The organism is Methylobacterium sp., assembly GCF_019745455.1.
Lineage (GTDB): Bacteria > Pseudomonadota > Alphaproteobacteria > Rhizobiales > Beijerinckiaceae > Methylobacterium.
Genome location: NZ_JAIETD010000059.1, coordinates 1 through 25873, shown reverse-complemented (window position 1 = coordinate 25873; position 25873 = coordinate 1). Strand labels below are relative to the sequence as shown.

The window sequence follows — 25873 nt, the reverse complement described above, 5'->3', positions numbered from 1 at the left end:
TGTTATCCTGGTGGGCGCCGGCTGGCTCGCCCATTCGGATATCGGCAGCTTCGGGATCGCCGACAGCCTGGCCTCGACCGTGGATCCTGCCCTCGTGGCCGATGCCCAGCAGGCGCGTGAGGCCGCCCGCATCCGTGCCCGCATCGCTTCCCAGCGGATCGCTCCGAGCTACGATCAGGCGGGGATCGAGGCGGCGACCGGTATCTCGCTGCCGGCGATACCCGCGGGTTGGCAGGTTCGCGACGTCCAGGTCTTCCCCTCGCGCAGCGGTGCGGGGATCGAGGTGGTGATCGAGGCAGGCGAGCTCGGCGAATTGTCCCTGTTCGCCACCCAGAGCCCCGATCCCGAGGCCAAGCCCCTCGTGGTGACCCCCTCACGTGACGGCGGAACCGCCTATTGGACGCATGGGCGCTCGGTTTATCTCCTCAGCGGCGACAAAGCCGACCGGATCGAGCAGGCTGCGTTGCGCATGGCGAAAGCGGAGAGCGCAGCCCGCTGAGCCGGCCTCCCGTGTCAGCCGGCTGCGGCCCGTTCCAGGGCGGCGATGTCGAGCTTGACCATTTCCTGCATGGCGGCGAAGGCGCGTGAGGCGACCGCCGGATCGGGATCGGCGAGAAGGCGCGGCAAGATCTCCGGGACGATCTGCCAGGGCACGCCCCAGCGGTCGCGTAACCAGCCGCACATGATCTCGGCCCCGCCATCGGCGGTGAGGGCCGACCAGAGCCGATCGACCTCGGCCTGGTCGGCGCAGGACACAGAGATCGATGCGGCCGTGCCGTAATCCGCCGGAGTGCCGCCGTTCAGCGCCTGGAAGCTCTGGCCGCCGAGGGTGAAGACCATGAGGATGACGTCACCCGCCTCTCCGCCCGGCCACGGGCCCGGCGAGTGCTGGATGTGCTCGATGCTCGATCCAGGCACGAGCGAGACGTAGAGGTGCACGGCGGCTTCCATGTCCCTCTCGAACCAGAGGCAGGTGCTGACCTTTGCCATGTCGGTCTCTCCCGAGCTTCGATTCAGAGCGTGGCCGCGAGCTCGGCGAGTTGGTCGGCGCAGAGTCCCCAGCCTTGGTGGAACCCCATGGCCTCGTGACCCGCACGGTCCTCGGCCGTCCAATGGCGCGCGAGGGCGGTGTAGCGAGTGCCACCTTGCGCCTCCTCGAAGGTGATGATGCCGGTGAAGAACGGCTTCGCCGACGGCTCCCAGGCCCGGACATAGGCGTCGGTGAAGACGATGCGGGCGTCCTGCACCAGTTCGAGATAGATCCCAGCGCTCGTGAACTCCGCGCCGTCCGGCCCTCGCATCACCATCCGGGTCGAGCCGCCGGGCCGAAGCTCGGTCTCGACCTCGGCGAGGACGAAGGGCTTGGGGGCGAACCAGCGCTTGAGGAGGTCCGGCTCGGTCCAGGCCCGGTAGAGGACGGAGGCCGGCGCCGGGATGATCCGGGTGAGGACGAGGTCGCGTTCGGGCGTGCTGTCGGTCATGGCGGTCCGTTCGTGGGAGAGGCGGGATCAGGGCGTCCGTTGATTGAGAGCCCAGACGACGCCGAAGGGATCGCGAAGCTGCGCGTAGCGGTCGCCCCAGAACATGTCGGTGGGCGGCATCAGGGCCGTCGCCCCCGCCTCGACCGCCCGTCCCCACCACGTCTCGATGTCGTCGACCATGAGGGTCATGGTGAAGGATTGCGGCGCCTGGAGCGGATGACCGTGGTCCGGGAAGGCGTCGGACAGCATCATCGACGAGCCGTTGACGTAGAGGTGGATGTGCATCGTCCGCCCCTGCTCGTCGGGCGGCATCGCTGCCGCCGTCTCGGCGCCGAAGGCGGCCGCGTAGAATTCCGCCGCCGTCGACGCGCCGTCGACGGTAAGATAGGCGACGAGCCCTCCCTTCACGGGAACGGCGGCCGGCTTCGTCTGAGTCGTGTCGCTCATCGTCTCCTCCCCTCAGCACCGGCTCTTCAGGCCTTGGAGCCCGACAGCGTCGTGATGACCGGCCAGATCCCGGCCGATTCGGCGACGCGATCTTACCCAAGGGGCCCTGTTTCGGAATGCCGACCGGAACGGGTGTTTGGAGGCCCCGTGATCTGTCCTTGCAATCCTCCGTCGCACCCCAGTGGGAAATGTCGTGCACGGGATCCGATCGGAGAACCCGCCAGCGAGGCATTGCGGAGGCGCATCGCCCCGCATTAAGCATGACAGCCGCTCGATAAGCCGCTGGATCGCGGCGACTGTGACGAGGCCATGAACGCCCATGTACGCCGAGGGAGGATGGACGCCACCTTGCGAGCCGCAGCCGCGCAGGCCCCGGCTTACGGAGCGTCAGGAACGGGTTCTCGTCTGGCTCATCGCCTTGAACGCATTGCTCCTGTTCATTGCGCCGATCGGCGGCGCGACGGTGATCCAAGCCTTCTTCGCTGTAGTGAAGTGAGGCGTGGCGGCACCGTGATCGTATCGCGCCTCGACCACGAGCGATGCCGAGCGGCATGAGGCTCGAACCCGACGCCGCTCGCTCTTCGCTGCCGCCGCTTGGCTCTCCATAAGCGTCATGGGGCACGAGAGGCGTTGGCCGGTAATCTCGGCCCTCGGGGTGATCGAGATCCTCGCATGGGGCTCGTCGTTCTACCTGCCCGCAGTGCTCGCCGGCCCGATCGCCGACGATACCGGCTGGCCCCTTGCCTGGGTGGTGGGCGGCCTCGCCTTCGGCCTGCTCGCCGCCGCCGCGATCTCACCCCATGTCGGGGCGGCGATCCATCGCCGCGGCGGCCGGCCAATCCTCATCCTGGCGGCGTTCCTCTTCGCCGCCGGCTTCACGACGCTGGCATTCGCGCCCATCCTGCCTGTCTACCTCGCCGGCTGGCTGCTGCTCGGCCTCGGCATGGGCTGCGGCCTCTACGATCCGGCCTTCGCCACCCTGGGACGCCTCTACGGTGCGGAGGCGCGGCCGGCGATCACCGTTCTGACGCTGTGGGGCGGGTTCGCCAGCACCGTGTGCTGGCCGCTCTCGGCGTTCCTGGTTGAGCAGGTCGGGTGGCGGGGCACCTGTATCGCCTATGCCGGCCTGCACCTCGCCGTCACGCTGCCCCTCGTGCTTCTGCTGATCCCCTCGCCTCCCGCGCAGCCGGCGGCGACCGAGACACGAACGGACATCGCCCGCCCTATGATACCGGGAGAGCGGCGGGCTTTCCTTCTGTTCGCCGGAGTGCTGGTGCTCGGCGGGGCGATCATGTCGCTGGTGTCCGTCCACCTGATCACGCTGCTTCAGGCGCGAGGCGTCGCCCTGGCCTCGGCCGTTACCTACGGCGCGCTGATCGGCCCGGCGCAGGTGGGAGCGCGCGTCGTGGAGATGGCGCTCAAGGGCCGGCATCACCCGCTCTGGACGCTGACGGCGGCGTTCGGCCTCGTGGCGGCCGGGCTGGCCTTCCTCGCCTGCGGCATGCCCGGCGTCGGGATCTGGCTGGTCCTCTACGGCGCCGGCAACGGCGTCTACTCGATCGCGCGGGGAACGGTGCCGTTGACCCTGTTCGGGCAGGACCGCTACGCCCTGGTAGTCGGCCGCCTCGCCCGGCCCGGTCTGGTCGCCCAGGCTCTCGCGCCGCCTGGCGGCGCGATCGTGCTCACCCATGCCGGACCCGATGCACTGTGGTGGCTGCTGCTCGCCCTGGCCCTGGCCAATCTCGGCCTGATCGCGGCGCTGTGGCGAGGGCGATAGCTGGGTCCGATCGGGCAGCCCGGTCCTAACCGATCATCGATGGCACGGTGTCGGCGGCGATCAGCGCCCTCGCCTCGGCGGCATCGATATCCATCCTGGCGATCAGCGCCTCGGCGCTGGCAAAGCGCTCCTCGCCGCGGATGAAGGCGACGAGCTCCACCGTCAGGTCGCGACCGTAGAGATCGCCGGAGAAGTCGAACAGGTTGACCTCGAGAAGCGGGGCGCCGTCGTCGAAGGTCGGGCGGCGACCGTAGCTCGCGACGCCGTCGCGAAGCGTACCGTCGGGGAGGCGTGCCCTCACCGCGTAGATGCCGTGGGCGAGCCCGCATTCGGCGACCGCCATGTTGGCGGTGGGATAGCCTAGCGTCCGGCCGCGCTTGTCGCCGTGGCGGACCTCCGCGGTCAGGAACCAGCGATAGCCGAGCAGCGCGTTGGCGCGGCCGACGTCGCCCTGGCCGAGCGCTGAGCGGATCGCGCTCGACGAGACCGGCTCGGACTCGTCGGGGATCGTGACCGCGTCGATGACGCGGCAGGCGAGACCCGCCTCGGCGCAGAGCCGCGCCAGGACCGCCGGGGTGCCCTCGCGGCCGCGGCCGAAATGGAAGTCATGGCCGATCACGACACCCGAGAGCGCGAGGTCACGAGCGAGGAGATTGTGTACGAACTCCGCAGCGCTGGTTCGGGCGAGGTCGCCATCGAAACGGCGCACCACGAGCCCGCTGAGGCCCAATTGGGCGAAGACCCGCTCCTTCGCCACGCGGTCGCTGAGGCGGAACATCGGCTCGTCGGGACGGAAATACGCGCGTGGATGAGGCTCGAAGGTCAGCACGACGGCCGGACGGCCGGCCTTCGCCGCCGTCTCGCGTACCGCGGCGATGAGGGCCCGGTGACCTCGATGGATGCCGTCGAAATTGCCGATCGCCGCCACCGCGCCTGCCAAAGGCGCCGGCATGGCCTCGTCTTCGCGGACGATCGCGAAGGGGCGGCGCGGCGCATCGGCTGCGGGCTTGCGCAGGTCCGTTTCGTCGCCAGGGAACATCGGGTCCGGTCGGGGTGTGCGGGGTCGGCTCGCGCGGAACCTGTCGAAAACGCTCCCGAGGGTCAAGCACGACCGTTGCAGGCGGGCAACTTGCTTCGAACCCCGTCTGAACGCCCTGTTTTGGTTCTCGAGAAGCCGCGGCAGTTAACCGGTTCGCAATTCAGTCGTCGGTATTGTCGTGGACAAGAGGCGTCGTGACGCGGCGCCTCCGTGACAACCCGTGACGGGGCGCGCGCCGCACCGGCCCTCGAACTGACGGAGCAGAGCATATCATGGCCCTCGATCTCGGCATGCCGATCCTGGTTGTGGACGATTATCAGACGATGGTCCGCATCATCCGCAACCTCCTGAAGCAGCTCGGCTTCGAGGAGGTCGACGACGCCTCCGACGGCACCGCGGCCCTCGCCCGCCTCAAGAACCGCAAATACGGCCTCGTGATCTCCGACTGGAACATGGAGCCCATGACCGGCTACGAGCTCCTGCGCCACGTCCGCGCCGACGAGAACCTGCGCACGACCCCGTTCATCATGGTCACCGCCGAGTCGAAGACCGAGAACGTCATCGCCGCCAAGAAGGCCGGCGTGAACAACTACATCGTCAAGCCCTTCAATGCGGCGACGCTCAAGAGCAAGATCGAAGCCGTCTGCGGCGCCTGATCGCCCGAAGCCCGAGGCAATCCCTCGGGGCGGGCAGATGGCATCGGACAGGGATCAAGAAGGCGGGAGCAGGGGTCGATGGGACTCGCAGTCAAGGCGCGAAGTGCAACCCCCGCGCCCGAAAAGCCGTCGCTGATCCGAGAACTGGTCGATATTGCGGACTATATCAGTCACGTCCGCAACGAGATCGCGGCGCTTCGGGCCAATGAGCTCACTCGCGACCGCCTCCCCATGGCTCACGAGGAGCTGGATAGCGTGGTCCAGGCGACCAACGCGGCGACGAACTCGATCATGAATGCGGCCGAGGAGATCCTCTGCCTGCCGGACGACAGGAACTACCGTGCCGGTGTCGAGGCGCGGATGAACGACATCTTCGAGGCCTGCACCTTCCAGGACATCACCGGCCAGCGCATTCGCAAGGTGGTGGACGCCCTGCGCCAGCTCGAGACCCGTCTCTCGCGGTTCGCGACCGCCGTGAAGGCGCGCGACGAGGCCGGGATCGACCCGGCCGAGATGGAGCGCCGGATGCGCGACGAGCTGCTGATCCTCAACGGGCCGCAGCTCAAGGGCCCGGCGACCCCGCAGGACGCCATCGACGCCCTCTTCGACTGAAGACCGCTACCAGACCAGCTTCTCGATGACGGCGTCCGGCCGCACGCTCTGGCGCGCGAGCCAATCGGCGATGTCGCCGAGGCTGTCGTGCTCGGCCAAGACCCCGAGCTCCTCAGCATGGATGCCGCGGGCGACGAGAAGGTTCGGGATGCCGAACCGCGCTGCCCCGTCGATATCGGTGCGCAAGGCGTCGCCGATCGCCAGCACGCGGGCATGGGCGGGCGGCAGGCCATCGAGGGCGGCGGCCTGGTCCAGGGCGGCCTCGTAGACCGGGCGGTAGGGCTTGCCCGCATAGGTCACATCGCCGCCGATCTCCGCATAGGCTGAGGCGATGAGGCCGGCGCAGGGGATCAGGACCTTGTCGCGCTCGACCACGAGATCCGGGTTGGCGCAGATCATCGGGATCTTGCGAGCGCGCAGAACCGACAGCACCTCGCGGTAATCCTCCGTGGTTTCGCGGGAATCGTCGAACAATCCCGTGCAGACGACCATCTCGGCGTCCTCCGCCGAGACCAGCCTGATGTCGAGGCCATCGAAGATGGTGAGGTCGCGCTCCGGCCCGAGATGGTGGATGCGCGCACCCGGATGCCGGGCCAGCAGGCTGCAGGTGAGATCGCCCGAGGTCAGGATCCCGTCGTAGGCCTCCCGCGGCACGCCGTAGCCGTCGAGGATCGCCTGGACGCCGGGCCAGGGTCGCGGCGCGTTCGAGACCAGGATCACCCGCCGCGGCCGGCCCTCGCCGGGCAGGCGGCGAAAGCGGATCAGCGCCTCGCCCGCGCCGCCATGGGCGCGCGTGCCGTCGTGGAGCACGCCCCAGACATCACACAGGATGAGGTCATAATTCGCGGCGATGCAGGCGATCCCTGAAAGGATCGGCACGGTTCCGCTCACGAAGGAGGAAGTGGATGACATCGCTGGGCCTGGCTCGGCGGGCTCCCGGCTGGGCCGCGCGCCGCCCGGTTAGGCTGCCCCCGGCTTGAAATCAACGGCGCGCCTCAGCCGGCTCGCCGCAGGAAATCGCGGAACGGGCGGCGCGGCGTTGCAGGCTCGCCTGTGGCAGCAGGGGTTGCGATCGCCGCGAGCACTTCGGCCCGCACCGCGCGGGCCGGTGCGAACAGCGCCCCTTGAGCGAGGGGCAGGCCGAGATCGATGAGATCGGGCACGTCGGCCTCGCGCTCGACCCGGTCGGCGACGACGCGGATGCCGGCGCGGCTCAAGGAGGCGACGAGGTCTTCGAGAGCGATGTCGGGCATGGCCTGGCGAGAGCCCGGGCGCAGGATCATGTCGGCGGGAATCTTGACCTGGCCGATGCCGCGCTCGGCCAATGCGATCGGATCGAAGCGGAGGTCCACCGGGCGGTCGAGGGTGAAGCCGAGCTGGCCGCGCAGGGCCGAGAGTGCCCCGGCCTGCTCTCCATCGAGGCTGCGCCAGCTCGCCTGCGGCAGGGAGACGACGAGGCGTCCGGCAAGGCCCGGCTCGTCGCCCACGATGCGAGCGAGGGAGCGCAGAAAACCGGGCTCGAACAGCGAGAAGGGCGAGAGAGCGTAGGCTACGGCGGCATTGCTGCCGCGCCCGGCAAGGTGCCGGCCGATGGTGGCGACCTTCTGCAGCATCCGCCGGTCGAGGTCGGTGGTGCGGCCATGGCGTTCAAGAACGGGCAGGAACACGTCGGGGCCAAGGATCTCGCCGTCGAGACGGAGCCGTGCCATGGCCTCATAGGACACGACCTTGCGCTGGGGCAGGCTGACCAGAGGCTGGAGGTGAACCTCGAGACCCTCGCCCTCGAAGGCGGCGATCATGTCGGTCTCGCGCGCCCGGTTCTCTTCGGCGCGAGGCTCGTTCCGCGCGTTCCCTTGAGAGACCGCGTCCCCGCGAGGCATCCAGGGCGGACGAATCGGCGGCGCGACGGCGACTGGAGCCGACATCGGCGCACGCGGCGGAACGACGATCTCGGGAGCCTCCCGGACGATCGGAGGCGGCTCGCGGAAGGGCGGCGGCGGAGCCGGGCGGGGTTCCGCCTTGAGCCGGGCGATATCGCCGTCCTGCGCCGCCACGACGGCGGCGAGCTCGCGGACGATGCCGCTGAGAAGCCCGATCTCGGTGCTAACCTCCTCGACACCTGCCGCGAGGGCGGCGGTGTCCGCGGGGGCCTCGGCCTGAAGTCGCGACTGGTCGTTGCGTGCCAGAGAACCGATCACGGCCTCGAGGCGGAGCAATCGATTCGATACGACGTCGATCTCGCCCGAGAGCTTGTCGCAGCGTTCGGCCAGGATGCCGGCGCGCCGGTGGGCGACGATGCTCGCGATCGCGCCGATCGCCGCGAGCGCGAACGCGCCCCCAAGCGGGACGAAGACCGCCAGCGGCGTCAGGACGAGCAGCCCCAGCAGCACCCAGGCCCAGAGGCCACCGCGCCGGCCGACGATCCGGGCCATGAATTGCTCAACCTCGAACGCACGACGGAAATACAGCCCCGAATCGGGGATCACCATCTTTGTCGCCGGTCCACTCCGGCCACAAGCCGACCGCAATGCCCGTTGGGCCGATTTTTGCTAGGTGTGTCCGGCAGTTCACGCCTTTCGGCCACTGGCATCCGGCCGGTCCCGCTCGCGAAGTCCGACTTGCGAAGTCCGACTTGCATTGCCGCCCCGGCAAAGCGACATGCAGTTCCGCGGGAGCTACGGCGGGGAGATGCCGGATGGACGCAATGCGATCGGACCTGATGCTGAGGGTGGAGGGCATGACCTGCGACGGCTGCGCCGCCGCCGTCGGAAAGGCGATCCGCCGCCTTGACCCCGAAGCGGACGTCGCGGTCGACCGCGACCACGGCTGCGTGGCCGTGACCACCCGGGCGAGCGGCGACACGATCGCCGAAGCCCTCACCCAGGCCGGCTATGCCGCCACCACGATGGAAGCCTGATCCCGATGCGCGCCGTCCCGCCGGTCACCAACGATCTCGACGCCTGGTGGATGCCCTTCACCGCCAACCGCGCCTTCAAGGCCGCTCCGCGGATGATCGTGGGGGCCAAGGACATGCATTACGACAGCGCCGACGGCCGCCGGATCCTGGACGGCATCGCGGGGCTCTGGTGCTGCAATGCCGGACATGGCCGCGAGGCGATCACGGCCGCGATCCAGGCGCAGGCGGCAACGCTCGACTACGCCCCGCCCTTCCAGTTCGGCCATGACGGCGCCTTCACCCTGGCCTCGCGCCTGGCGCACCTTGCGCCAGGCGACCTCGACCACGTCTTCTTCTGCAATTCGGGCTCCGAATCCGTCGACACCGCCCTCAAGATCGCCCTCGCCTATTGGGGCGCCAAGGGCGAGGGCCGCCGCACCCGGCTGATCGGGCGCGAGCGCGGCTATCACGGTGTCGGCTTCGGCGGCATCTCGGTGGGCGGCATCGTCACCAATCGCCGTGCCTTCGGCCTCGGCCTGCCCGGCGTCGACCACCTGCCCCACACCTATTCGCGCGAGCACCAGGCCTTCACGATCGGCGAGCCCGAATGGGGCGCGCATCTCGCCGGGGACCTCGAACGGATCGTGGCTTTGCACGATCCCTCGACCATCGCCGCCGTCATCGTCGAGCCGATGGCGGGCTCCACCGGCGTGCTGCCGCCGCCCAAGGGCTACCTCGAACGGCTCCGCGCGATCTGCGATACCCACGGCATCCTCCTCATCTTCGACGAGGTCATCACCGGCTTCGGCCGCCTCGGCCACGCCTTCGCCGCCGAGCGCTACGGCGTGACGCCCGACATGATCACCTTCGCCAAGGGCGTGAATTCCGGCACGGTGCCGATGGGCGGCGTGATCGCCCGCGAACACATCCACGAGGCGCTGATGACCGGACCGCCCGGGACGATCGAGCTCTTCCACGGCTACACCTATTCGGGCCATCCCCTCGCCTGCGCGGCGGCGCTCGCCACCCTCGACCTCTATCGCGACGAGGACCTGTTCGGCCGCGCCCGCCGGCTGGAGCCGGGTTTCGGCGAGGCGGTGATGTCGTTGAAGGACCATCCGGGCGTCCTCGACATCCGCACGGTAGGCCTTGCCGCCGCCATCGACCTCGCGCCCCGCCATGGTGCGCCGGGCGCGAAGGCCTACGAGGCGATGGTGAGGGGCTTCGAGGAGCACGACATCGTCCTGCGCGCCGCCGGCGACACCCTGGCGCTGACCCCGCCGCTGATCGTCAGCGAGGACCAGATCGGCGAGATCGTCGACAAGTTCGGGCAGGTGGTGCGGGCGGTGGCCTGAGCCACCACCCCTATTCCGCGAAGACGTACCCGCCGACGATCCGCAGGCCGACCGGCAGGCCGGCCGCAAGGCGGGCGGTGTCGGAGGCTTCCACCACCACGGTCTTGCCCTCGGTGCGGTCGACCTCGATGCGCTGGCGCCCTTGCGTCCGGTACGAGGAGCGCACGGTGCCGTGGAGATGGGCCTCGGAGCTTTCGGCGAACTGGAGCTGCCAGGGCCGGGCGTAGAGCTTGACCGGACCGGTCAGGCCTCGTTTGCCGACCACCGGCGTCAGCTTGCCGTCGACGGAGACCTGTCCGTCCTGGGCGATGGCCTCGACCTCGATGGTGTCGCCGAGGAACTTCAGCACGGTGGCGGAGACCGGGTTCTCCTGGACCTCGTCCGGCGTGCCGACCTGTTCGAGGCGGCCCTTGTCGAGGACGGCGACGCGGTCGGAGAGTTCCAAAGCCTCGTCCTGGTCGTGGGTGACGAAGATCGTGGTCTGGCCGGTGCGGTCGTGGATCTCGCGAAGCCAGCGGCGCAGGTCCTTGCGGACCTGGGCGTCCAGCGCCCCGAAGGGCTCGTCGAGAAGGAGGACCCGCGGCTCGACGGCAAGCGCACGGGCGAGGGCAATGCGCTGGCGCTGGCCGCCGGAGAGCTGGCTCGGATAGCGGTCGGCGAATCCGGAAAGCTTGATGAGGTCGAGGAGGTCGCCGACGCGGCGCCTGATCTCGGCCCTGGCCGGCCTGTCGGACCGCTTCCGGGCGTTGAGCCCATAGGCGATGTTCTCGGCCACGCTCATGTGCTTGAAGAGCGCATAATGCTGGAACACGAAGCCGACGGCCCGCTCTTGGACCGGCACCTGGGTCGCATCGTCGCCGCCGAAGATGATGCGGCCGCGATCGGGAAAATCGAGGCCCGCGATGATGCGCAGGAGCGTCGTCTTGCCCGAGCCCGAAGGGCCGAGCAGCGCCAGCAGCTCGCCCGCCCGCACATCGAGGGAGAGGTCGTGCAGGACGGCGGCCGTGTCGAAGGTCTTCGACAGCCCCTCGACCCGGATCGCGGTCGAGGACCCGATCGGGTTAGTGACGCCGTGCGCCCGCCGCGATGTCGTCGGCGTAGCGCCATTCAAGGAGGGATTTGACGACGAGGGTGACAAGAGCGAGGCCGGCAAGGAGGGAGGCGACGGCGAAAGCGGCAACGAAGTTATACTCATTGTAGAGGATCTCCACGTGGAGCGGCAGCGTGTTCGTGAGGCCGCGGATGTGGCCCGAGACCACCGAGACCGCGCCGAATTCGCCCATCGCCCGGGCGTTGCAGAGGAGCACGCTGTAGAGCAGGCCCCAGCGGATGTTGGGCAGCGTCACCGTCCGGAAGGCGTGCCAGCCGGATGCTCCGAGGGTCAACGCGGCCTCCTCCTCGGCAGTGCCCTGCTCCTGCATCAGCGGGATCAGCTGCCTTGCGACGAACGGGAAGGTGACGAAGATCGTCGCCAGCACGATGCCGGGGATCGCGAAGATGATCTGCACGTCCTGGGCGATGAGCCAGGGACCGAGCAGCCCCTGCGCCCCGAAGACCAGCACGTAGATCAGGCCCGAGACCACGGGCGAGACCGAGAACGGCAGGTCGATGAGGGTGACGAGGAGGTTCTTGCCCCGGAACTCGAATTTGGCGATGGCCCAGGCCGCGGCCACGCCGAAGACGAGGTTGAACGGCACGGCGATCGCCGCCGTGATCAGCGTGAGCCTGACCGCGGAGCGCGCATCGGCCTCGGTGAAGGCCGCGAGATAGGCCGCCCAGCCCTTGGCGAAGGCCTGGACGAACACCGTCACGAGCGGCAGCACCAGGAACAAGGCCAGGAAGACGATCGCGACGCCGATCAGCAGCCAGCGGACGATACGGCCCTCGGTGACGACGCTGGCGGCCCGGTCGGACTGGATCGGCGGGCTCTTGATCGGCGGGACGACGGCGCTGGCGCTAGACATAACCGAATCTCCGCCGGCTCCAGGCCTGGATCAGGTTGATGGCGAGGAGGGTCAGGAACGAGATCCCGAGCATGATGGTCGCGATGGCGCAGGCGCCGCCGTAATCGTATTCCGAGAGCTTGATGACGATGAGGAGCGGCGCGATCTCCGACACGTAGGGCAGGTTGCCGGCGATGAAGATGATCGAGCCGTACTCGCCGACGCCGCGCGCGAAGGCGAGGGCGAAGCCGGTGAGCACAGCCGGGATCAGCGGCGGCAGCACCACGTGGACGAGGGTGTGGAGCCGCCCTGCTCCGAGAGTAGCGGACGCCTCCTCGATCTCCTTGTCGATCTCGACGATGAGCGGCTGCACCGTCCGCACCGCGAAGGGCAGGCCGATGAACACCATGGCGATGAAGATGCCGAGCGGCGTGTAGGCCGCCTCGATCCCGAGCTTGGCGAGCTGCTCGCCGACGAGCCCGTTCGGGGCGTAGAGGGCGGCGAGCGCGATGCCGGCGACGGCGGTGGGCAGCGCGAAGGGCAGGTCGACCACCGCGTCGACGATCTTGCGGCCGGGGAAGGTGTAGCGCGTCAGCACCCAGGCCACGATGAAGCCGAAGACCGAGGCCGTGAGCGCCGCGAGCAGCGAGACGCCGAAGCTGACCTTGAGAGCGCTCGCCACCCGCGGGTCGGTGGCGACCTCCCAGATGCCCGAGAAGCCGAGCTTCGAGGCGCGCAGCACCAAGGCGGCGAGCGGCAGCAGCACGATGAGGCTGAGCACCGTCAGCGCATAGCCGAAGGTGAGCCCGAAGCCGGGAATCACGCTGGGCTGGCGGAAGCGCCTGCGGGGGCGGAGGGGTGGTTCGGCCATGGCGATGGTCCCGGAAGGTTAGCCTCTTCCTCCCCCGCATGGGGGAGGATTCGGTTCAGCGCCCCGCCTTGCTCAGCTGGTCGAACAGCCCGCCGCTATCGAAGTTCTTCTTCTGGATATCGTCCCAGTTGCCCTGAAGATCCTCGATCTTGAAGAGTTTCACCTCGGGGAGCAGGGCGAGGTCCTTCTTGTCGGCGGCCTCGGGTCGGCTCGGGCGGTAATGGTGCTTGGCGAAGAGCGCCTGCGCCTTGTCCGAATAGAGGAACTGGAGGTAGGCCTCGGCCGCCTTGCGGGTGCCCTTCTTGTCGACATTGGCCTCGACGAGGGCCACCGGCGGCTCGGCATAGATCGAGGTCAGGGGCACCACGACGTCGAACTTGTCCCGGCCGAACTCCTCGAAAACGAGATAGGCCTCGTTCTCCCAGGTCGGCAGCACGTCGCCGAGACCCCGCTGCGCGAAGGTCACGGTCGAGCCGCGCGCGCCGGTGTCGAGGACCGGGACCTGGCGGTAGAGCTCGCCGACGAAGGCATTGGCCTTGTCGGCGTTCTTGCCTTCCTTCTCGTAGGCGTAGCCCCAGGCGGCGAGGAAGTTCCAGCGTCCGCCCGCGGAGGTCTTCGGGTTCGGGGTGATCACCTTGACGTCGGGCTTCACGAGGTCGCCCCAATCCTTGACTCCCTTCGGATTGCCCTTGCGGACGAGGAACACCACGGTCGAGGTATAGGGCAGCGCCTGATTGGGCAGCTTCGTCCGCCATTCCGGATCGATCTTCTTCGAGATCCGGGCGATCGCGTCGATGTCGGAGGGGATGCCGAGCGTCACGACGTCGGCGGGGATGCCGTCGATCACGGTACGGGCCTGCGAGCCCGAGCCGCCATGCGAGGCGCGCACCGTGATGGTCTCGCCGGTCTTGGCCTTCCATTCCTCGGCGAAGGCGGCGTTGATGTCCTTGTAGAGCTCGCGCGTCGGATCGTAGGAGACGTTGAGGAGCTCGGTCTGCGCCAAGGCGCTCGACGGGAAGGCGCCCGAGGACAGGGCCGCTGCGATCCAGGCGCCGGCGGCGAGTTCACGCAAGCGAGAGAAGGATAGCTGGCGGCGGTCGGTCACGTCGATACTCCGTCGGTCGGCTGTCCGGCCGCATTGAGCAGCGGCCGTTACCGACCGGTTTATCGTTCTTTCTAACGAACGATGTCAACGCCAGTCAGCCATGCGATCGTGCTAGGTACGCCTGCGCCGAAAACGCAATCACAGCTGAAGCGGTATAACCGCGAGAGAAATGGAAGCGCACAGCTCCGCATTTGCCTCGCTGGAGAATTTTCGTCTAACCAGAAAGGGTTCTATAGAAAGAACGATTTTCTCGGACGAGTGCGATTCAGGAGTCGAGATATCCCGCGTCGCGCAAGGCGGTTTCCACGGCGTCGAACAAGGGGGTTCGGGGTGCGAACGGGACCGACGTCGTCGTCTCGCCGTGGTCCCGATCCGGTCCGGAATAGTCGGACACAGCTTCGGAATCCTGATCGGCTCCCATGACCATTCCGAAGAGGCTGAGTGCGCTCACCCTCACGCGATCGATCGACAGCATCGTCATGTCCTCGCTGGACCCGGCGGTTCACGATTCGCCACGTGCCTATTTTATTGACTTGTCTGCCGATCCGACAAGCCAGGACCGGCTGTGAGCCCTGCCTGCAGCGCTCCAGAGGCGTACGATTCAGCGCTCTTCTCCGGCCGAACAGCTAGGATTGGCCACTCTTCTCCAAGACAAGCCGCATACAGAATCCTTAATCAAAGCCCGATGAATTAGCTTATTGTTAATCATAATTTAAATTCTTCTCGCTAAATCGTGATGGAGGTCTCGGGGGAAGTGATGTTCAAGAAGCCAAACACCGATGAAGCCCAAGCAAAGCTCGCGGCACTCGATCGCTCGCTTGCTATCATCGAGTTCACCATGGACGGCATCATCGTTAGCGCCAACCGCAATTTCTTGAACGTCGTCGGCTATACCCTCGACGAGATCAAAGGTAAGAACCATAAAATCTTCTGCGATCCCACTTATGCTGGCGGACCGGTCTACGAAAACTTCTGGCGCGGCCTTCGCAGCGGCGAATACGCTTCGGGCGAATTCAGGCGCTACGGCAAGGGTGGGAAGCCCGTCTGGCTTGAGGCGACCTACAACCCCATCCTCGGCGCGAACGGCAAGCCCGAGCGCGTGATCAAGTTCGCCAGCGACATCACCGCCAAGAAGAACGAGACCGCGCGGCTGGAGACGATGATCGACGGCATGCCCGTCGCCGTCATGACGGCCGACCCGAAGAACGACTTCAAGATCGACTATTTCAACGCCACGTCGCGCAGCACCCTCGGCGCGATCGAGCGCTACATGCCGATCAAGGTCGCCGACATGATGGGTGCCTCCATCGACGTGTTCCACAAGAACCCGCATCACCAGCGCGACATGCTGAAGGATGCGCGCCACCTGCCTCACCGGACCAAGATCAAGCTCGGGCCGGAAACCCTCGACCTTCAGGTGTCGGCGATCAACGGTCCGGACGGCGCCTATATCGGTCCGATGCTGACCTGGTCGGTGGTGACCGCGCAGGTGAACATGGCGGCGGACGTCTCACGGGTCGTCGAGGCGGTCGGGTCGGCGGTTCGCGAGATGCAGCAATCGGCCGAGGGGCTCACGCAATCGGCAGACGAGGCTCGCCACCGGGCCTCGTCCGTCGCGGCCGGCTCGGAGCAGATGACCGATTCGATCCGCGAGATCTCAGGTCAGGTCGGCCGCGTCTCGGAGCGGGCGCAGCAGATCGCGACTCAGGCTGGCACAACCGACGCCACCGTGCGGCTGCTGGCAGAGAACGCCCGCAAGGTTGACGCGGTCGTGAGCATGATCAAGTCGATCGCCGATCAGACCAACCTGCTCGCGCTCAATGCCACCATCGAAGCGGCCCGCGCGGGTGCGGCCGGCCGCGGCTTCGCGGTCGTCGCAAGCGAGGTGAAGGCCCTGGCCGCCCAGACGGCGAAGGCCACCGACGAGATTACTCATCAGGTCTCGGCGATCCAGAACGCCACCGGCGAGGCCGTCGGCGCCATCGAGACCATCACCAATGCGGTGGGCGAACTCTCCAGCCTGACGCTGGCCATGGCGAGCGCCGTCGAGGAACAGGCGGCCTCCACCCACGAGATGTCCAACAACATCACGGGCGTCTCGGCAGCGGCCAACTCGACCGGGCAGCTCGCCGAGGCTGTACGCATCATCGCCGCCAGCCTCGCCGACCATTCGGATGGCCTGAGCGGCAGCATCGCGAAGTTCCTGAAAGCCGGCTGAGCTGTCTCTTCTGATTCGCTGCCGGCGACGATTCGGTACCACGCGGGCGTCGACCGGGCTCGCGTCGTTTCAGCTCCAGCGCTCCGTCATGAGCGAGCGTCGAATCAGTCCGCCACCAGGGCGATCAGCGAGAAGGCTCCCGCGAGGAGAATGTTGCCGAGGACGACGAGGGTCAGCACGATCATGGCGGGAGCATCGGGAGCGATGGTGAGCGGCGGGATCGGGCCGCGCCCTGCCGAATGGCACTGGCGAGGCCTCTCTACCTCAGCCGTGTGAACCTAAACTGAAATGTCGTCCTGCCGTCCCGGTTGCCCACAGAAGCCTTGGGGGCCGACACATTCTGGTCCTTGTCAAGGCGCTTTACCGAGGCGGAGACATAAAAAAATCCCGCCGCGGCATGCCGGCGAGGAAGCCTTAGCCGGTCAACGACTTGAGCGTGGCAGGAGGCGCCTTGCCACCGAGTCGAGAGTTCGATCACCAGCACGTGTTATAGACTTGGCCGCCGGCTCAGGGTTACTGGACCCTTAAGCTCGCCGAATCGGGGAGCCGCTTTCGAGCAAATCTCATGATGACTTAGAAACAAGAGTCGTATGATGCAGAATATCACATTGACGTCTCGACAATGCGACACGATACTCGCTGCGCTCCGCTACTATCAATACTACCGATTACAAGGCCATCCGTTCGATCCGCGGCATGATCACTTGATCGACGAGATCGCGATGCGAACTGGCGAGGCTCTCGACCTCGCCGAAGTAGACGACCTCTGCGCGGGAGTCAGGGGCAACAATCACGCCCTGGCCGCCGCCTGAAGGCAGCGCCAAGCTTGAATCACGGTGCGGTGGCGAGCTGGGCACGAGCCCGCGCGACCGCCGCCTCGCAGCCGGCTCGATCGCCTTTCTTGTCGGCGGTGCGGGCCTCGTCGAGGGCGACCCTTGCCTGCATCGCCTTGTCGCCGCCCTCGCCGGCCTGCGCGGATTTCTCCGACACCGCAGAACCGGTGACGCCGCCAGCCTCACCTTCGCCCTCGCGAGCGCCGGCCGCAGCCTTGCCGCTGGTCGAGGCCGAGATCGCAGTCCTTGCCTGCGCCTTCACCTGACCGTCGAGGGCGGTGATAGCGTCGCCGCAGGGCGATGCCGGTGCCGGTGCCGCAAGGCCGAATACGAAGGCGCAGGCCAAGCTTGCTGATCGTGTCATGGAATTGGTCCTCGACAGTGCTGGACGGGGCCGCGTTCGTGTAGCCGGCCCCGTTCAGCTAACCGCCTGACCATCAAGAAGGTTCGTCTTCCCCGCGCATTCGGCACGCGGAGGACGGAGGCTCAGGCGCTGAGCTGGTCGCGGATCGGCAATTGGCGGATCCGCCGCCCGGTTGCCGCGAAGACCGCGTTGGCGATGGCAGGGGCCACCGGCGGCACGCCGGGCTCGCCGACGCCGCCCAGCGGCTTGCCGTAATCGTTCGACGGCAGAAGGTGGACGTGCAGTTCCCTTGGGGCTGCGTCGATACGGGTGATCTCGTAGCCGTCGAAGTTGTTCTGTTGCGCCCGCCCGTTCTGGAACGTGATCTCGGCCGAGAGCGCGAGCCCCATGCCCATCACCACGGCGCCCTCCATCTGCGAGCGCACCCGCTCGGGGTTGACCTGCGGCCCGCAATCGACGGCGATGTCGACGCGCTTGACCGATACAGTTCCCTTGGCGTCGACCTCCACTTCAGCGGCCACCGCCGTGTAGGTGACGAAGCTGTAGTGGCCGGCAATGCCGAGGCCACGGCCCTTGGGCAAGCTGCGTCCCCAGCCGATACCCTTGGCTGCGGCTTCGATCGCCCGGCGCAGGCGCCCGGTCTCGATCGGGTAGCGAGCCGGGTCTTCGCCGTAATTCCAGACGTCGCCGATGCTCGTCGGGTCGATCTTCCGATCAGGGCCGATGAGATCGAGGAGATAATCCTTCGGGTCCCGCCCCGCCGCGTGGGCTAGCTCGGAGATGAAGGACTGGATCGCGAAGGCATGCGGGATGTTCGACACCGAACGGAACCAGCCGATCCTCACATGTGCGTCGGCCTCCGGATTCTCGAGCCTCACGTTCGGGATCGCGAAGGGCATGTTGGTTAGGCCCATGCCGAGCTCGAACGGCAGCTCGTTCTTGGCGCCGGCCGCGAAGATCGAGCCGATCGTCGGGGCGACCGAGCGATGCAGCCAGGCCACCGGCATGCCCTTTGCGTCGAGCCCCGCCTCCAAGTGCTCCACCGAGATGGTGTGGAAGTAGCCGTTGTGGAGATCGTCCTCGCGGGTCCAGGTCATCTTGACCGGGGCGCCGCCGACCTCGCGGCTGCAGAGCGCGGCCTCGACCACGTAATCGGGCTTCGACTTGCGGCCGAAGCCGCCGCCGAGCAGCGTCACGTTCACCTTGACCTTGTCGGCCTCCAGGCCGAGCGCCTTGGCGAGCCGATCATGGGTCGCCTGCGGCGCCTGGGTGTTGGCCCAGGCCTCGCAGAACCCATCCTTGATCTGAACCGTTGCGGCCGGCGGCTCCATCGGAGCCTGGGCGAGGTGGGGTACGAAATACTCGGCCTCGACCCTCTTCTTGGCCTTGGCGAAGGCGCCTTCGACATCGCCCTGGTTGCGCACGACCTTGCCGGGAGAGCGCGCTGCCTTCTCCAGCTCGGCCCGGAAGGCGACCGAATCGTAACTCGCGTTCGGCCCGTCGTCCCAGGTGATCTTGAGGGCGTCACGCGCCTTCATCGCCGCCCAGGTGTTCTTGGCGATGACGGCGACGCCGCCCAGCGGCTGGAACTCGGTGGGCAGGGTCGGGGCTGGTAGCGTGAAGATCTTCACGACCCCAGGCACCTTCTTGGCCTCCGCGTCATCGACGCTGGCGACTTTGCCACCGAAGACCGGCGGGCGCGCGATCAAGGCATAGAGCATCCCGTCGAGTCGGGTATCGATGCCGTATATGGCCTTGCCGGTTGTGATGTCGTGATTGTCGATCAGATGGACCTGACCCTGACCCGCTTCCGCACGGCCCTCGGTCTTGCCGATGTATCGGAAGGCCTTCGGGTCCTTGAGGGTCACGCTCTCGCGTGACGGCACCGGGAGCTCGGCGGCCGCGGAGGCGATCTCGCCGTAACCGAGGCTGCGCTTCGACTTGGCGTGGGTGACGACGTGGCGTTCGGCCTTCACCTCGGAGGCCGGCACGCCCCATTGCTTGGCGGCGGCCTGGACCAACATCAGTCGCGCGGCAGCGCCAGCGTGGCGCAGATGCGGGAAGAAGTGGCGCAAGGAGCGCGATCCGTCGGTGTCCTGGTTGCCGAACCGGGTTTCGTCGCCCCAAGCCTGGGCGACCTTCACCTTCGACCAATCGGCCTCGAGCTCGTCGGCGACCACCATGGCAACGGAGGTTCGCACGCCCTGGCCCATCTCGGAGCGGTGGCAGGTCACCGTGACCACTCCGTCGGGGGCGATGGCGATGAACACCTTCGGGTCGTCCTGCCAGCCGTGGGGCATCGCGTCGGCGCCGAACTTCTTGGGCTCGGTGGCCTTGTCCTCGGCCCGCGCCGGCTCGCGCCAGGAGAGGGCGAGGACGAGGGTGCCCATGCCGCCGAGCATGGCGCGGCGGCTTACATTAGAGAGCGCGGAGGGGCTATCGGGGGAGGTGGCGGCCGCGGCGACCATGGTTTTCGCGTCGTGGATCACAGGCGATCTCCCTTGGAAGCGGGCTTCGTGGTTCCGGCGGCCTGGTGGATCGCGGCGCGGATGCGCGGGTAGGTGCCGCAGCGGCAGATGTTGCCGCTCATGCTCTCGTCGATCTGGGCGTCGGTGGGCTTGGGCGTCTCTTTCAGGAGGGCGGCGGCCTGCATGATCTGCCCGCATTGGCAGTAGCCGCATTGCGAGACGTCGAGCTCGCGCCAGGCGACCTGGACCGGGTGATTGCCGTCGGGGGAGAGCCCCTCGATCGTCACTACAGCCTGGCCCTCGGCGGCCGAGATCGGCGTGACGCAGCTGCGTACGGCAGCTCCGCCCAGATGGACGGTACAGACACCGCAGAGTGCCGCGCCGCAGCCGAACTTGCTGCCTGTCAGCCCGACTTCATCGCGGAGATACCAGAGCAACGGCATGTCGGGTTCGCCGTCGAAGCTGCGCTCAGCTCCGTTCACGGTCAGTTTGATCATCGGTCTCGTCCTGTCTCGATCGATCGGTCAGGCAGTGCCGTCGGCCCCGTGGCGCAAGGCGGCGGAGAGCGCGGCATCGGACGGGCCGGGCATCACGCCCCGGCCGGCGAACGCATCCCCGCTGCGGGAACCGCCCTTCCTGAGAATAGGTTCAATCTACCCGCACGATGCCGCAGTGCAACAGGAGCACCATCGCGGGAGCTGCAGGCTGGGCCGAAGTGTAACCTTTCGCACCAGCCGATCAGCCAAGATGCGCTTCAGGTCTCGACAAGACCCGTGCTCGCCCCAGTGGACTCCGAATCGCCTCGGCCTTTGGGCAGCGCGAGGTATTCGGACGAGCGCATCTCGATGAGGCGCGAGACGGTGCGGTCGAACTCGAAGGCCTCGCGGCCCTCGCTCGCGGTGTAGAGCCCGTCCGCCTCGGCCGCAGCGGACGCCACCAGCTTGACGTGCGAATCATAGAGGGTGTCGACGAGGGTGATGAAGCGCTTGGCCTCGTTGCGGTTTTCCGGCCCCATGATGGGGATGTCGGAGATGATGAGCGTGTGGAAGCTGCGGGCGAGCGCCATGTAGTCCGAGGCTCCGAGCGGCTGGGCGCACAGATCCGCGAAGGTGAAGCGGGCGACGCCGGCGGCTTCCTCCGGTACCGCCATCTCATGGCCCCGCACGCGGATCGTCGCCGGCCGACCCTTGGCCTTGCCTGTCAGACCCTTGAAGGCCCGGTCCAGCGCCTCCCGCGCGGCATCGTCGGCGGGCACGTGATAGACCGAGGCGCCGCCGAGTTTCTCGAGGCGGAAGTCGGTGCGGCTGTCGAGGCGCAAAACCGTGACCCGGCTCGTCAGCTCCTCGATGAAGGGCAGGAACAGCGCGCGGTTGAGGCCGCCCTCATAGAGCCTATCCGGCTCGACATTGGATGTCGCCACGACCACGACACCGTGCCGGAACAGGGCCGAGAACAGGCGCCCGAGGATCATCGCGTCGGCGATGTCGGTGACGGTGAATTCGTCGAAGCACAGGAGGGTCGCCTCGCCCGCGAGCGCCTCGGCCACCACGGGGATGGGATCGTCGCCCTTGACCTCGCCGCGCTTGAGCGCCTGGCGATGGGCGTGGATGCGCTCGTGCGCGTCGGCGAGGAAGCCGTGGAAATGGACACGCCGCTTGGGTCCTGACGCGGCCTCGTAGAACAGGTCCATCAGCATGGTCTTGCCGCGTCCGACCGAACCCCAGATGTAGAGGCCCTTCGGTGGTCCCTCCGCGTCGTCCCGCCGCCCGAACAGCCAGCCGAGGGCACTGCCCTTGCGGGCGCGTCGTCGCCGGTCCAGCACCTGCAGGAGGTCGTCGAGGGCTTTGACGAGGCGGATCTGCGCCGGATCGCGCTCGATCGCGCCGGAGGCGACGAGAGCGCTATAACGCGCGGCAACCGGACCGGCGGGCGGGGCATCGGCGCCGGTCGGGCGGGGTGAGGAGCTCAATGTCGGCACTCGCGGGCGGCGACGACCGTCGGCCGTCTCGGAGAAGGCATCCTGTCGAAGAGGAGCCGTCGGGCACAGCTTGGGTTCGTGGGCGGCGATAACAAGTGCGGGCGCTCACCGATGGCACCTGCTCTGCCGCGTCGCTCGGGCCGGATCAAGCCCGTTGCCGCAGCGGCAGTATCCGCCCTATCTAGGGCGCCAACGGCCAAGCCTCCTCGCGCGATGGCCCCTCGGGAGATGAAGCGTGATCGGACCTCTTCGCTTCGCGCTCGGCAGCCTCGCCGCCTTCGCCGCCTCGCATGGCGCGGTCGCCCAGCCCCGCCCCGCGACGCCGGCCATGGCCTGCGCCGCCGCCGCCGACCTCGTGACCCGCAGCGGCGCCATCGTGCTCACCACCGGGCCGTTCACCTATGCCCGCTTCGTGCGCGACGCAGGCTTCTGCTCGATCGCCGAGACGACGAAGCCCGCTTTCGAGCTCACCCTCGACAATCCGAAATGCTTCGTGGGTTACCTTTGCCGCGACAAGTTCAACGAGGGCAACAACCGCGACTGAGATCGGGCCATTCCGGCTTACGGCCAAGCTGCCATCTTGCAGCCAAGCCCGTCGCCCATCTCCTTTCCCCAACGAGGCCGAAAAACCGGTCGGCAGGGGGCGGACAGATGGATTCGAGCGATAACGGAACCCTGGCATTCGGCCATTCGGCCGAGGTCGCGCGGCTCGAGCGGTCGGTGCAGGCCGTCCTCACCCTGATCGCGACGGCGCAGGACGAGCGCAGGGCGCCCCCGGTCCAGGCGGCGCGCCGCAACCTCGCGGCCGTCTATGGTCTCACGCGCCTTCGCCGGCGAGAAGAACAGCGCCAGCGCATCGCCTGAATCTCTGCGACTTTCAGGGCCGCGTCGTCTTCATCGCAAGCCAGATCGTGTGGCGGGCGCCGCCGCCCTTGCCGTTGGCGCGCACACCGACCTCTTCGACCGCGAATCCCGCCTGGCGCAGACGCGCGGTAAACGTCCGGTCCGGCGCCGCCGACCAGATCGCCAGGACGCCGCCAGGACGTAGCGCGCTCTGGGCCGCCGCCAGGCCCGCGTGATCGTAGAGCCGGTCATTGGCTGGCCGTGTCAGCCCGTCGGGGCCATTGTCGACGTCCAGCAGGATCGCGTCATAGGCGAGCGCACGCTCGCGAATCACCGCCGCCACATCCGCCTCGCGAATCGTGACGCGCGAATCGTCCGGTCCCGGCCCGCAGATCTCCGACAGCGGCCCGCGCGCCCAAGCGACGACCGAGGGTACAAGTTCGGCGACCACCACCCGTGCGTCGGGCTTGAGTGCAGCCAAGGCCGCTTTGAGCGTGAACCCCATGCCGAGGCCGCCGACGAGGAGGCTCGCCTTCGGCCGGCTCCCGACGCGAAGGCAGGCGAGATTCGCCAGCGCCTCCTCCGAGCCGCTGAGCCGGCTGCTCATCAGCTCGTTATGGCCAAGCTGGATCGAGAATTCGGTCCCCCGCTGCAACAGGCGGAGGACCTCGTCGCTGCCCGGGATCGCGGCGGTATCGAGGACGATCCAGGGTTTCACGTGAAACAGTCCGATGCCTAGAACAGGCCCTCGATCTGGCCGTTGGAATCGAGGTGGATGCCCTCCGAGGCCGGCACCTTGGGCAGGCCCGGCATCGTCATGATCTCACCGCAGATGACGACGACGAAGCCGGCGCCGGCCGAGAGCCGGACGTCGCGCACCGCGATGAGGTGGCCCGAGGGCGCGCCCATCAGGGACGGATCGGTCGAGAACGAGTACTGGGTCTTGGCCATGCAGACCGGCAGGTGGCCGTAGCCGTCCTTCTCGAACTGCGCGAGCTTGGCGGCGGCCTTCGATTCCACCTGGATGTTGCCCGCGCCGTAGAGCTTGGTCGCGATGGCGAGGATCTTGTCGGTGAGCTTGGTCTCGGTCTCGTAGACGAAGTTCAGCGGCTTCTGCTCGCCCTCGGCGAGCTTGACCACCGCGTGGGCGAGCTCCTCGGCGCCGGCACCGCCATCCGCCCAATGCTTGCAGGTGATGGCCTCGACCTGGAGCTTGTCGCGGCAGAGCTCCTTCAGCTTGGCGTGCTCGGCCTCGGTGTCGGCGAAGAAGTGGTTGACGCCGACGACGACCGGCAGGCCGAAGCTACGCACGTTGGTCACGTGCCGGGCAAGGTTGGCAAAGCCCTTCTCCAGCGCATCGAGGTTCTCGCCCGAGAGGTCCTTCTTGCCGACGCCGCCATGCATTTTGAGGGCGCGCACGGTGGCGACGATGACCACTGCCGAGGGCTTCAGGCCCGCCTGGCGGCACTTGATATCGATGAACTTCTCCGCCCCGAGATCGGCGCCGAAGCCGGCTTCCGTGACGACGTAGTCGCCGAGCTTCAAGCCGGCGCGGGTCGCGATCACCGAGTTGCAGCCATGGGCGATATTGGCGAAGGGGCCGCCATGGATGAGGGCCGGGTTGCCTTCGAGCGTCTGGACCAGATTGGGTTGCAGAGCGTCCTTGAGGAGCACGGTCATGGCGCCCGTCGCCTTAACGTCCTTCAGGGTCACGGGCTTGCGGTCGCGGGTCTCGGCGATGACGATGCGGCCGAGGCGCGCTTCGAGGTCATCGAGATCCTTGGCGAGGCAGAACACCGCCATCACCTCCGAGGCGACGGTGATGTCGAACCCGTCCTCGCGCGGGAAGCCGTTGGCGACGCCACCCAGGCTCGAAGTGATCTGGCGCAAGGAGCGGTCGTTCATGTCCACGACCCGGCGCCAGGCGATGCGGCGCACGTCGATATTCAGCTCGTTGGCCCAGTAGACGTGATTGTCGATGAGGGCGGCCGCCAGGCTGTGGGCCGCCGTGATGGCGTGGAAGTCGCCGGTGAAGTGCAGGTTGATCTGCTCCATCGGCACGACCTGCGCCTTGCCGCCGCCGGCCGCTCCGCCCTTCATGCCGAAGCAGGGGCCGAGGGAAGGTTCGCGCAGGCACGCCACCGTCTTCTTGCCGATGCGGTTGAGGCCGTCGCTGAGGCCCACCGTCGTCGTGGTCTTGCCCTCGCCGGCGGGCGTCGGCGAGATCGCGGTGACGAGGACGAGCTTGCCCTCGGGCCGCTCCTCCAGCGACTTGATGAAGGCGTGGTCGATCTTGGCGATCGTCTTGCCGTAATTGTGCAGAGCCTCGTCGGGGATGCCGATCCGCGCCGCGACCTCGGCGATGGGCTTCAGGGTCGCCGCGCGGGCGATCTCGATGTCTGAGGGCATGCGTCTCTCCCGGATCCCATCCCCGCCGGCGTTGAACCGTGCGGCCGTCTTGGGTTGCGTCTAACCTAGACCGATCGCATCGAAGGACGCGACGGTGCAAGCACCTCGCGGATCGGATTTTTTTGAGAGCGCCCGCAAAAATTCATGCGGAAAGGCATAATGAGGAGGTCCAATCGGATGACATGACCGTCGGAGGATATTTCACCGCCCTCCGTCATTCCGGGGCGCCGCAGGCGAGCCCGGAAGCCAGACGCTCAGGTCGTGGGCGTTCAGACGCCGCAGGTCGGGACATCGAAGGACACCGCCTCACCCAGAAAGGTTCGGATAAAGGTCGATCCATTCGAGGTTCATCTCCCCGATCAGGCGCACCTTCCAATCGCGTCGCCACTTCTTGAGCGATTTCTCGCGTTGGATCGCCTCGTCGATCCTGTCGTACTCCTCGTACCAGACGAGGCGCCCGACACCGTATGACGCGGTGAAGCCGGGTCGGTCCTTTGATTTATGGGCTTTCCGGATTTGAGTGTTGAAAGTAGCATCAGACGTGCTATCATCAATCCGGATTTCGGTGTGGGTTGCCG

General features: G+C 67.5%; 28 protein-coding genes and 1 pseudogene. 11 read left to right on the top strand and 18 right to left on the bottom strand.

All coding sequences use genetic code 11. From position 1 onward, the window contains the following. Positions 1-499, top strand: a pseudogene (locus K2Y56_RS14440) (anti-sigma factor); the annotation flags it as partial. A gap of 14 nt (positions 500-513) precedes the next feature. Here the strand turns inward: K2Y56_RS14440 and K2Y56_RS14435 are convergent. The 3 genes from K2Y56_RS14435 to K2Y56_RS14425 are packed head-to-tail and all read right to left on the bottom strand — an operon-like array spanning position 514 to position 1928. Continuing rightward, positions 514-990 carry a VOC family protein gene (locus tag K2Y56_RS14435; protein WP_292508656.1) on the bottom strand — a complete coding sequence of 159 codons (477 nt, stop codon included), beginning with the start codon at positions 988-990 and terminating at the stop codon, positions 514-516. Between the two features lie 23 nt (positions 991-1013). Beyond that, entirely contained in the window at positions 1014-1481 is a 468-nt protein-coding gene (locus tag K2Y56_RS14430) for an SRPBCC family protein (RefSeq protein ID WP_292508653.1), read from the bottom strand. A 27-nt stretch (positions 1482-1508) separates the two neighbouring features. Then, positions 1509-1928: a glyoxalase/bleomycin resistance/extradiol dioxygenase family protein gene (locus K2Y56_RS14425; protein ID WP_292508650.1), complete on the bottom strand. Its 420-nt coding sequence runs from the start codon at positions 1926-1928 to the stop codon at positions 1509-1511. Positions 1929-2247: 319 nt separating this feature from the next. Between K2Y56_RS14425 and K2Y56_RS14420 the strand changes: the two genes are divergently transcribed. Continuing rightward, positions 2248-2424, top strand: coding sequence for a hypothetical protein (locus tag K2Y56_RS14420; RefSeq protein WP_292508647.1), 177 nt, complete (start codon positions 2248-2250; stop codon positions 2422-2424). A gap of 117 nt (positions 2425-2541) precedes the next feature. Further along, complete coding sequence (locus K2Y56_RS14415) at positions 2542-3705, top strand: MFS transporter (protein WP_292508644.1); 1164 nt, start codon at positions 2542-2544, stop codon at positions 3703-3705. Positions 3706-3730: 25 nt separating this feature from the next. Here the strand turns inward: K2Y56_RS14415 and K2Y56_RS14410 are convergent, their stop codons facing one another. After that, entirely contained in the window at positions 3731-4744 is a 1014-nt protein-coding gene (locus K2Y56_RS14410; protein WP_292508641.1) for a bifunctional riboflavin kinase/FAD synthetase, read from the bottom strand. A 272-nt stretch (positions 4745-5016) separates the two neighbouring features. On the opposite strand from K2Y56_RS14410, the gene K2Y56_RS14405 reads away from it, so the two are divergent. Continuing rightward, the gene (locus K2Y56_RS14405; protein WP_292508638.1) at positions 5017-5400 is read left to right on the top strand and encodes a response regulator; all 384 of its coding nucleotides are present in this window, start codon (positions 5017-5019) and stop codon (positions 5398-5400) included. Between the two features lie 78 nt (positions 5401-5478). Beyond that, the gene (locus K2Y56_RS14400; protein WP_292508635.1) at positions 5479-6012 is read left to right on the top strand and encodes a protein phosphatase CheZ; all 534 of its coding nucleotides are present in this window, start codon (positions 5479-5481) and stop codon (positions 6010-6012) included. A gap of 6 nt (positions 6013-6018) precedes the next feature. Here K2Y56_RS14400 and K2Y56_RS14395 read toward each other — a convergent pair whose 3' ends face one another. Both K2Y56_RS14395 and K2Y56_RS14390 read right to left on the bottom strand, forming a co-directional pair. Continuing rightward, positions 6019-6924 carry a TIGR01459 family HAD-type hydrolase gene (locus K2Y56_RS14395; protein ID WP_292508633.1) on the bottom strand — a complete coding sequence of 302 codons (906 nt, stop codon included), beginning with the start codon at positions 6922-6924 and terminating at the stop codon, positions 6019-6021. Between the two features lie 83 nt (positions 6925-7007). Further along, a complete protein-coding gene (locus K2Y56_RS14390) occupies positions 7008-8501 on the bottom strand; it encodes an EAL domain-containing protein (RefSeq protein WP_366848834.1) in 1494 nt (497 codons plus the stop codon). Positions 8502-8707: 206 nt separating this feature from the next. Here K2Y56_RS14390 and K2Y56_RS14385 point away from each other — a divergent pair, with 206 nt between their 5' ends. Continuing rightward, positions 8708-8929, top strand: a complete 222-nt coding sequence (locus K2Y56_RS14385; RefSeq protein WP_292508630.1) for a heavy-metal-associated domain-containing protein — start codon at positions 8708-8710, stop codon at positions 8927-8929. 5 nt (positions 8930-8934) lie between these two features. After that, complete coding sequence (locus tag K2Y56_RS14380; protein ID WP_292508627.1) at positions 8935-10263, top strand: aspartate aminotransferase family protein; 1329 nt, start codon at positions 8935-8937, stop codon at positions 10261-10263. 10 nt (positions 10264-10273) lie between these two features. Here K2Y56_RS14380 and K2Y56_RS14375 read toward each other — a convergent pair whose 3' ends face one another. The 5 genes from K2Y56_RS14375 to K2Y56_RS14355 form a co-directional block, all read right to left on the bottom strand. After that, positions 10274-11320 (bottom strand): sulfate/molybdate ABC transporter ATP-binding protein, encoded by a 1047-nt coding sequence (locus K2Y56_RS14375; RefSeq protein WP_292508665.1) that lies wholly within the window; start codon positions 11318-11320, stop codon positions 10274-10276. Between the two features lie 4 nt (positions 11321-11324). Then, positions 11325-12227, bottom strand: a complete 903-nt coding sequence (gene cysW, locus K2Y56_RS14370; protein WP_292508624.1) for a sulfate ABC transporter permease subunit CysW — start codon at positions 12225-12227, stop codon at positions 11325-11327. Continuing rightward, on the bottom strand, positions 12220-13077 hold the full coding sequence (gene cysT / locus K2Y56_RS14365; RefSeq protein ID WP_292508621.1) for a sulfate ABC transporter permease subunit CysT: 858 nt from the start codon (positions 13075-13077) through the stop codon (positions 12220-12222). Before cysT ends, cysW begins: the two co-directional genes overlap by 8 nt. A 55-nt stretch (positions 13078-13132) precedes the next feature. Next, the gene (locus K2Y56_RS14360; protein ID WP_292508662.1) at positions 13133-14122 is read right to left on the bottom strand and encodes a sulfate ABC transporter substrate-binding protein; all 990 of its coding nucleotides are present in this window, start codon (positions 14120-14122) and stop codon (positions 13133-13135) included. 325 nt (positions 14123-14447) lie between these two features. Then, on the bottom strand, positions 14448-14657 hold the full coding sequence (locus K2Y56_RS14355; RefSeq protein WP_292508618.1) for a hypothetical protein: 210 nt from the start codon (positions 14655-14657) through the stop codon (positions 14448-14450). Between the two features lie 282 nt (positions 14658-14939). Between K2Y56_RS14355 and K2Y56_RS14350 the strand changes: the two genes are divergently transcribed. Together K2Y56_RS14350 and K2Y56_RS26485 are read left to right on the top strand one after the other, a co-directional pair. Further along, the gene (locus K2Y56_RS14350; RefSeq protein ID WP_292508614.1) at positions 14940-16400 is read left to right on the top strand and encodes a PAS domain-containing methyl-accepting chemotaxis protein; all 1461 of its coding nucleotides are present in this window, start codon (positions 14940-14942) and stop codon (positions 16398-16400) included. 593 nt (positions 16401-16993) lie between these two features. Beyond that, positions 16994-17212, top strand: a complete 219-nt coding sequence (locus tag K2Y56_RS26485; protein ID WP_366848841.1) for a hypothetical protein — start codon at positions 16994-16996, stop codon at positions 17210-17212. 19 nt (positions 17213-17231) lie between these two features. Here the strand turns inward: K2Y56_RS26485 and K2Y56_RS14345 are convergent, their stop codons facing one another. The 4 genes from K2Y56_RS14345 to zapE all read right to left on the bottom strand — a co-directional run bounded on the left by K2Y56_RS14345 (position 17232) and on the right by zapE (position 22034). Then, positions 17232-17597, bottom strand: a complete 366-nt coding sequence (locus tag K2Y56_RS14345) for a hypothetical protein (RefSeq protein ID WP_292508611.1) — start codon at positions 17595-17597, stop codon at positions 17232-17234. A 122-nt stretch (positions 17598-17719) separates the two neighbouring features. Continuing rightward, the gene (locus K2Y56_RS14340; protein WP_292508608.1) at positions 17720-20086 is read right to left on the bottom strand and encodes a xanthine dehydrogenase family protein molybdopterin-binding subunit; all 2367 of its coding nucleotides are present in this window, start codon (positions 20084-20086) and stop codon (positions 17720-17722) included. Continuing rightward, positions 20083-20562: a (2Fe-2S)-binding protein gene (locus K2Y56_RS14335; RefSeq protein ID WP_292508605.1), complete on the bottom strand. Its 480-nt coding sequence runs from the start codon at positions 20560-20562 to the stop codon at positions 20083-20085. Before K2Y56_RS14335 ends, K2Y56_RS14340 begins: the two co-directional genes overlap by 4 nt. Before the next feature lie 257 nt (positions 20563-20819). Then, the gene (zapE, locus tag K2Y56_RS14330; protein ID WP_292508602.1) at positions 20820-22034 is read right to left on the bottom strand and encodes a cell division protein ZapE; all 1215 of its coding nucleotides are present in this window, start codon (positions 22032-22034) and stop codon (positions 20820-20822) included. Between the two features lie 244 nt (positions 22035-22278). Here zapE and K2Y56_RS14325 point away from each other — a divergent pair, with 244 nt between their 5' ends. After that, positions 22279-22587 (top strand): hypothetical protein, encoded by a 309-nt coding sequence (locus K2Y56_RS14325; RefSeq protein ID WP_292508599.1) that lies wholly within the window; start codon positions 22279-22281, stop codon positions 22585-22587. Positions 22588-22694: 107 nt separating this feature from the next. Beyond that, positions 22695-22907: a hypothetical protein gene (locus K2Y56_RS14320; protein ID WP_292508596.1), complete on the top strand. Its 213-nt coding sequence runs from the start codon at positions 22695-22697 to the stop codon at positions 22905-22907. Positions 22908-22920: 13 nt separating this feature from the next. Here the strand turns inward: K2Y56_RS14320 and K2Y56_RS14315 are convergent, their stop codons facing one another. The 3 genes from K2Y56_RS14315 to K2Y56_RS14305 form a co-directional block, all read right to left on the bottom strand. Beyond that, the gene (locus tag K2Y56_RS14315; protein WP_292508593.1) at positions 22921-23604 is read right to left on the bottom strand and encodes a spermidine synthase; all 684 of its coding nucleotides are present in this window, start codon (positions 23602-23604) and stop codon (positions 22921-22923) included. A gap of 17 nt (positions 23605-23621) precedes the next feature. Continuing rightward, entirely contained in the window at positions 23622-25295 is a 1674-nt protein-coding gene (locus K2Y56_RS14310; protein ID WP_292508590.1) for a formate--tetrahydrofolate ligase, read from the bottom strand. Between the two features lie 306 nt (positions 25296-25601). Beyond that, positions 25602-25850 (bottom strand): GIY-YIG nuclease family protein, encoded by a 249-nt coding sequence (locus K2Y56_RS14305; protein ID WP_366848839.1) that lies wholly within the window; start codon positions 25848-25850, stop codon positions 25602-25604. Positions 25851-25873 lie beyond the last annotated feature (23 nt).

Coding starts and splice junctions, on each gene's coding strand:
- K2Y56_RS26485 (WP_366848841.1), top strand. CDS start 16,994: ATGCAGAATATCACATTGACGTCTCGACAATGCGACACGATACTCGCT.
- K2Y56_RS14310 (WP_292508590.1), bottom strand. CDS start 25,295: ATGCCCTCAGACATCGAGATCGCCCGCGCGGCGACCCTGAAGCCCATC.
- K2Y56_RS14355 (WP_292508618.1), bottom strand. CDS start 14,657: ATGCTGTCGATCGATCGCGTGAGGGTGAGCGCACTCAGCCTCTTCGGA.
- K2Y56_RS14420 (WP_292508647.1), top strand. CDS start 2,248: ATGTACGCCGAGGGAGGATGGACGCCACCTTGCGAGCCGCAGCCGCGC.
- cysW (WP_292508624.1), bottom strand. CDS start 12,227: ATGTCTAGCGCCAGCGCCGTCGTCCCGCCGATCAAGAGCCCGCCGATC.
- cysT (WP_292508621.1), bottom strand. CDS start 13,077: ATGGCCGAACCACCCCTCCGCCCCCGCAGGCGCTTCCGCCAGCCCAGC.
- K2Y56_RS14435 (WP_292508656.1), bottom strand. CDS start 990: ATGGCAAAGGTCAGCACCTGCCTCTGGTTCGAGAGGGACATGGAAGCC.
- K2Y56_RS14320 (WP_292508596.1), top strand. CDS start 22,695: ATGGATTCGAGCGATAACGGAACCCTGGCATTCGGCCATTCGGCCGAG.
- K2Y56_RS14425 (WP_292508650.1), bottom strand. CDS start 1,928: ATGAGCGACACGACTCAGACGAAGCCGGCCGCCGTTCCCGTGAAGGGA.
- K2Y56_RS14385 (WP_292508630.1), top strand. CDS start 8,708: ATGGACGCAATGCGATCGGACCTGATGCTGAGGGTGGAGGGCATGACC.
- K2Y56_RS14430 (WP_292508653.1), bottom strand. CDS start 1,481: ATGACCGACAGCACGCCCGAACGCGACCTCGTCCTCACCCGGATCATC.
- K2Y56_RS14335 (WP_292508605.1), bottom strand. CDS start 20,562: ATGATCAAACTGACCGTGAACGGAGCTGAGCGCAGCTTCGACGGCGAA.
- K2Y56_RS14390 (WP_366848834.1), bottom strand. CDS start 8,501: ATGGTGATCCCCGATTCGGGGCTGTATTTCCGTCGTGCGTTCGAGGTT.
- K2Y56_RS14415 (WP_292508644.1), top strand. CDS start 2,542: ATGGGGCACGAGAGGCGTTGGCCGGTAATCTCGGCCCTCGGGGTGATC.
- K2Y56_RS14400 (WP_292508635.1), top strand. CDS start 5,479: ATGGGACTCGCAGTCAAGGCGCGAAGTGCAACCCCCGCGCCCGAAAAG.
- K2Y56_RS14405 (WP_292508638.1), top strand. CDS start 5,017: ATGGCCCTCGATCTCGGCATGCCGATCCTGGTTGTGGACGATTATCAG.
- K2Y56_RS14380 (WP_292508627.1), top strand. CDS start 8,935: ATGCGCGCCGTCCCGCCGGTCACCAACGATCTCGACGCCTGGTGGATG.
- K2Y56_RS14345 (WP_292508611.1), bottom strand. CDS start 17,597: ATGACACGATCAGCAAGCTTGGCCTGCGCCTTCGTATTCGGCCTTGCG.
- K2Y56_RS14350 (WP_292508614.1), top strand. CDS start 14,940: ATGTTCAAGAAGCCAAACACCGATGAAGCCCAAGCAAAGCTCGCGGCA.
- K2Y56_RS14395 (WP_292508633.1), bottom strand. CDS start 6,924: ATGTCATCCACTTCCTCCTTCGTGAGCGGAACCGTGCCGATCCTTTCA.
- K2Y56_RS14410 (WP_292508641.1), bottom strand. CDS start 4,744: ATGTTCCCTGGCGACGAAACGGACCTGCGCAAGCCCGCAGCCGATGCG.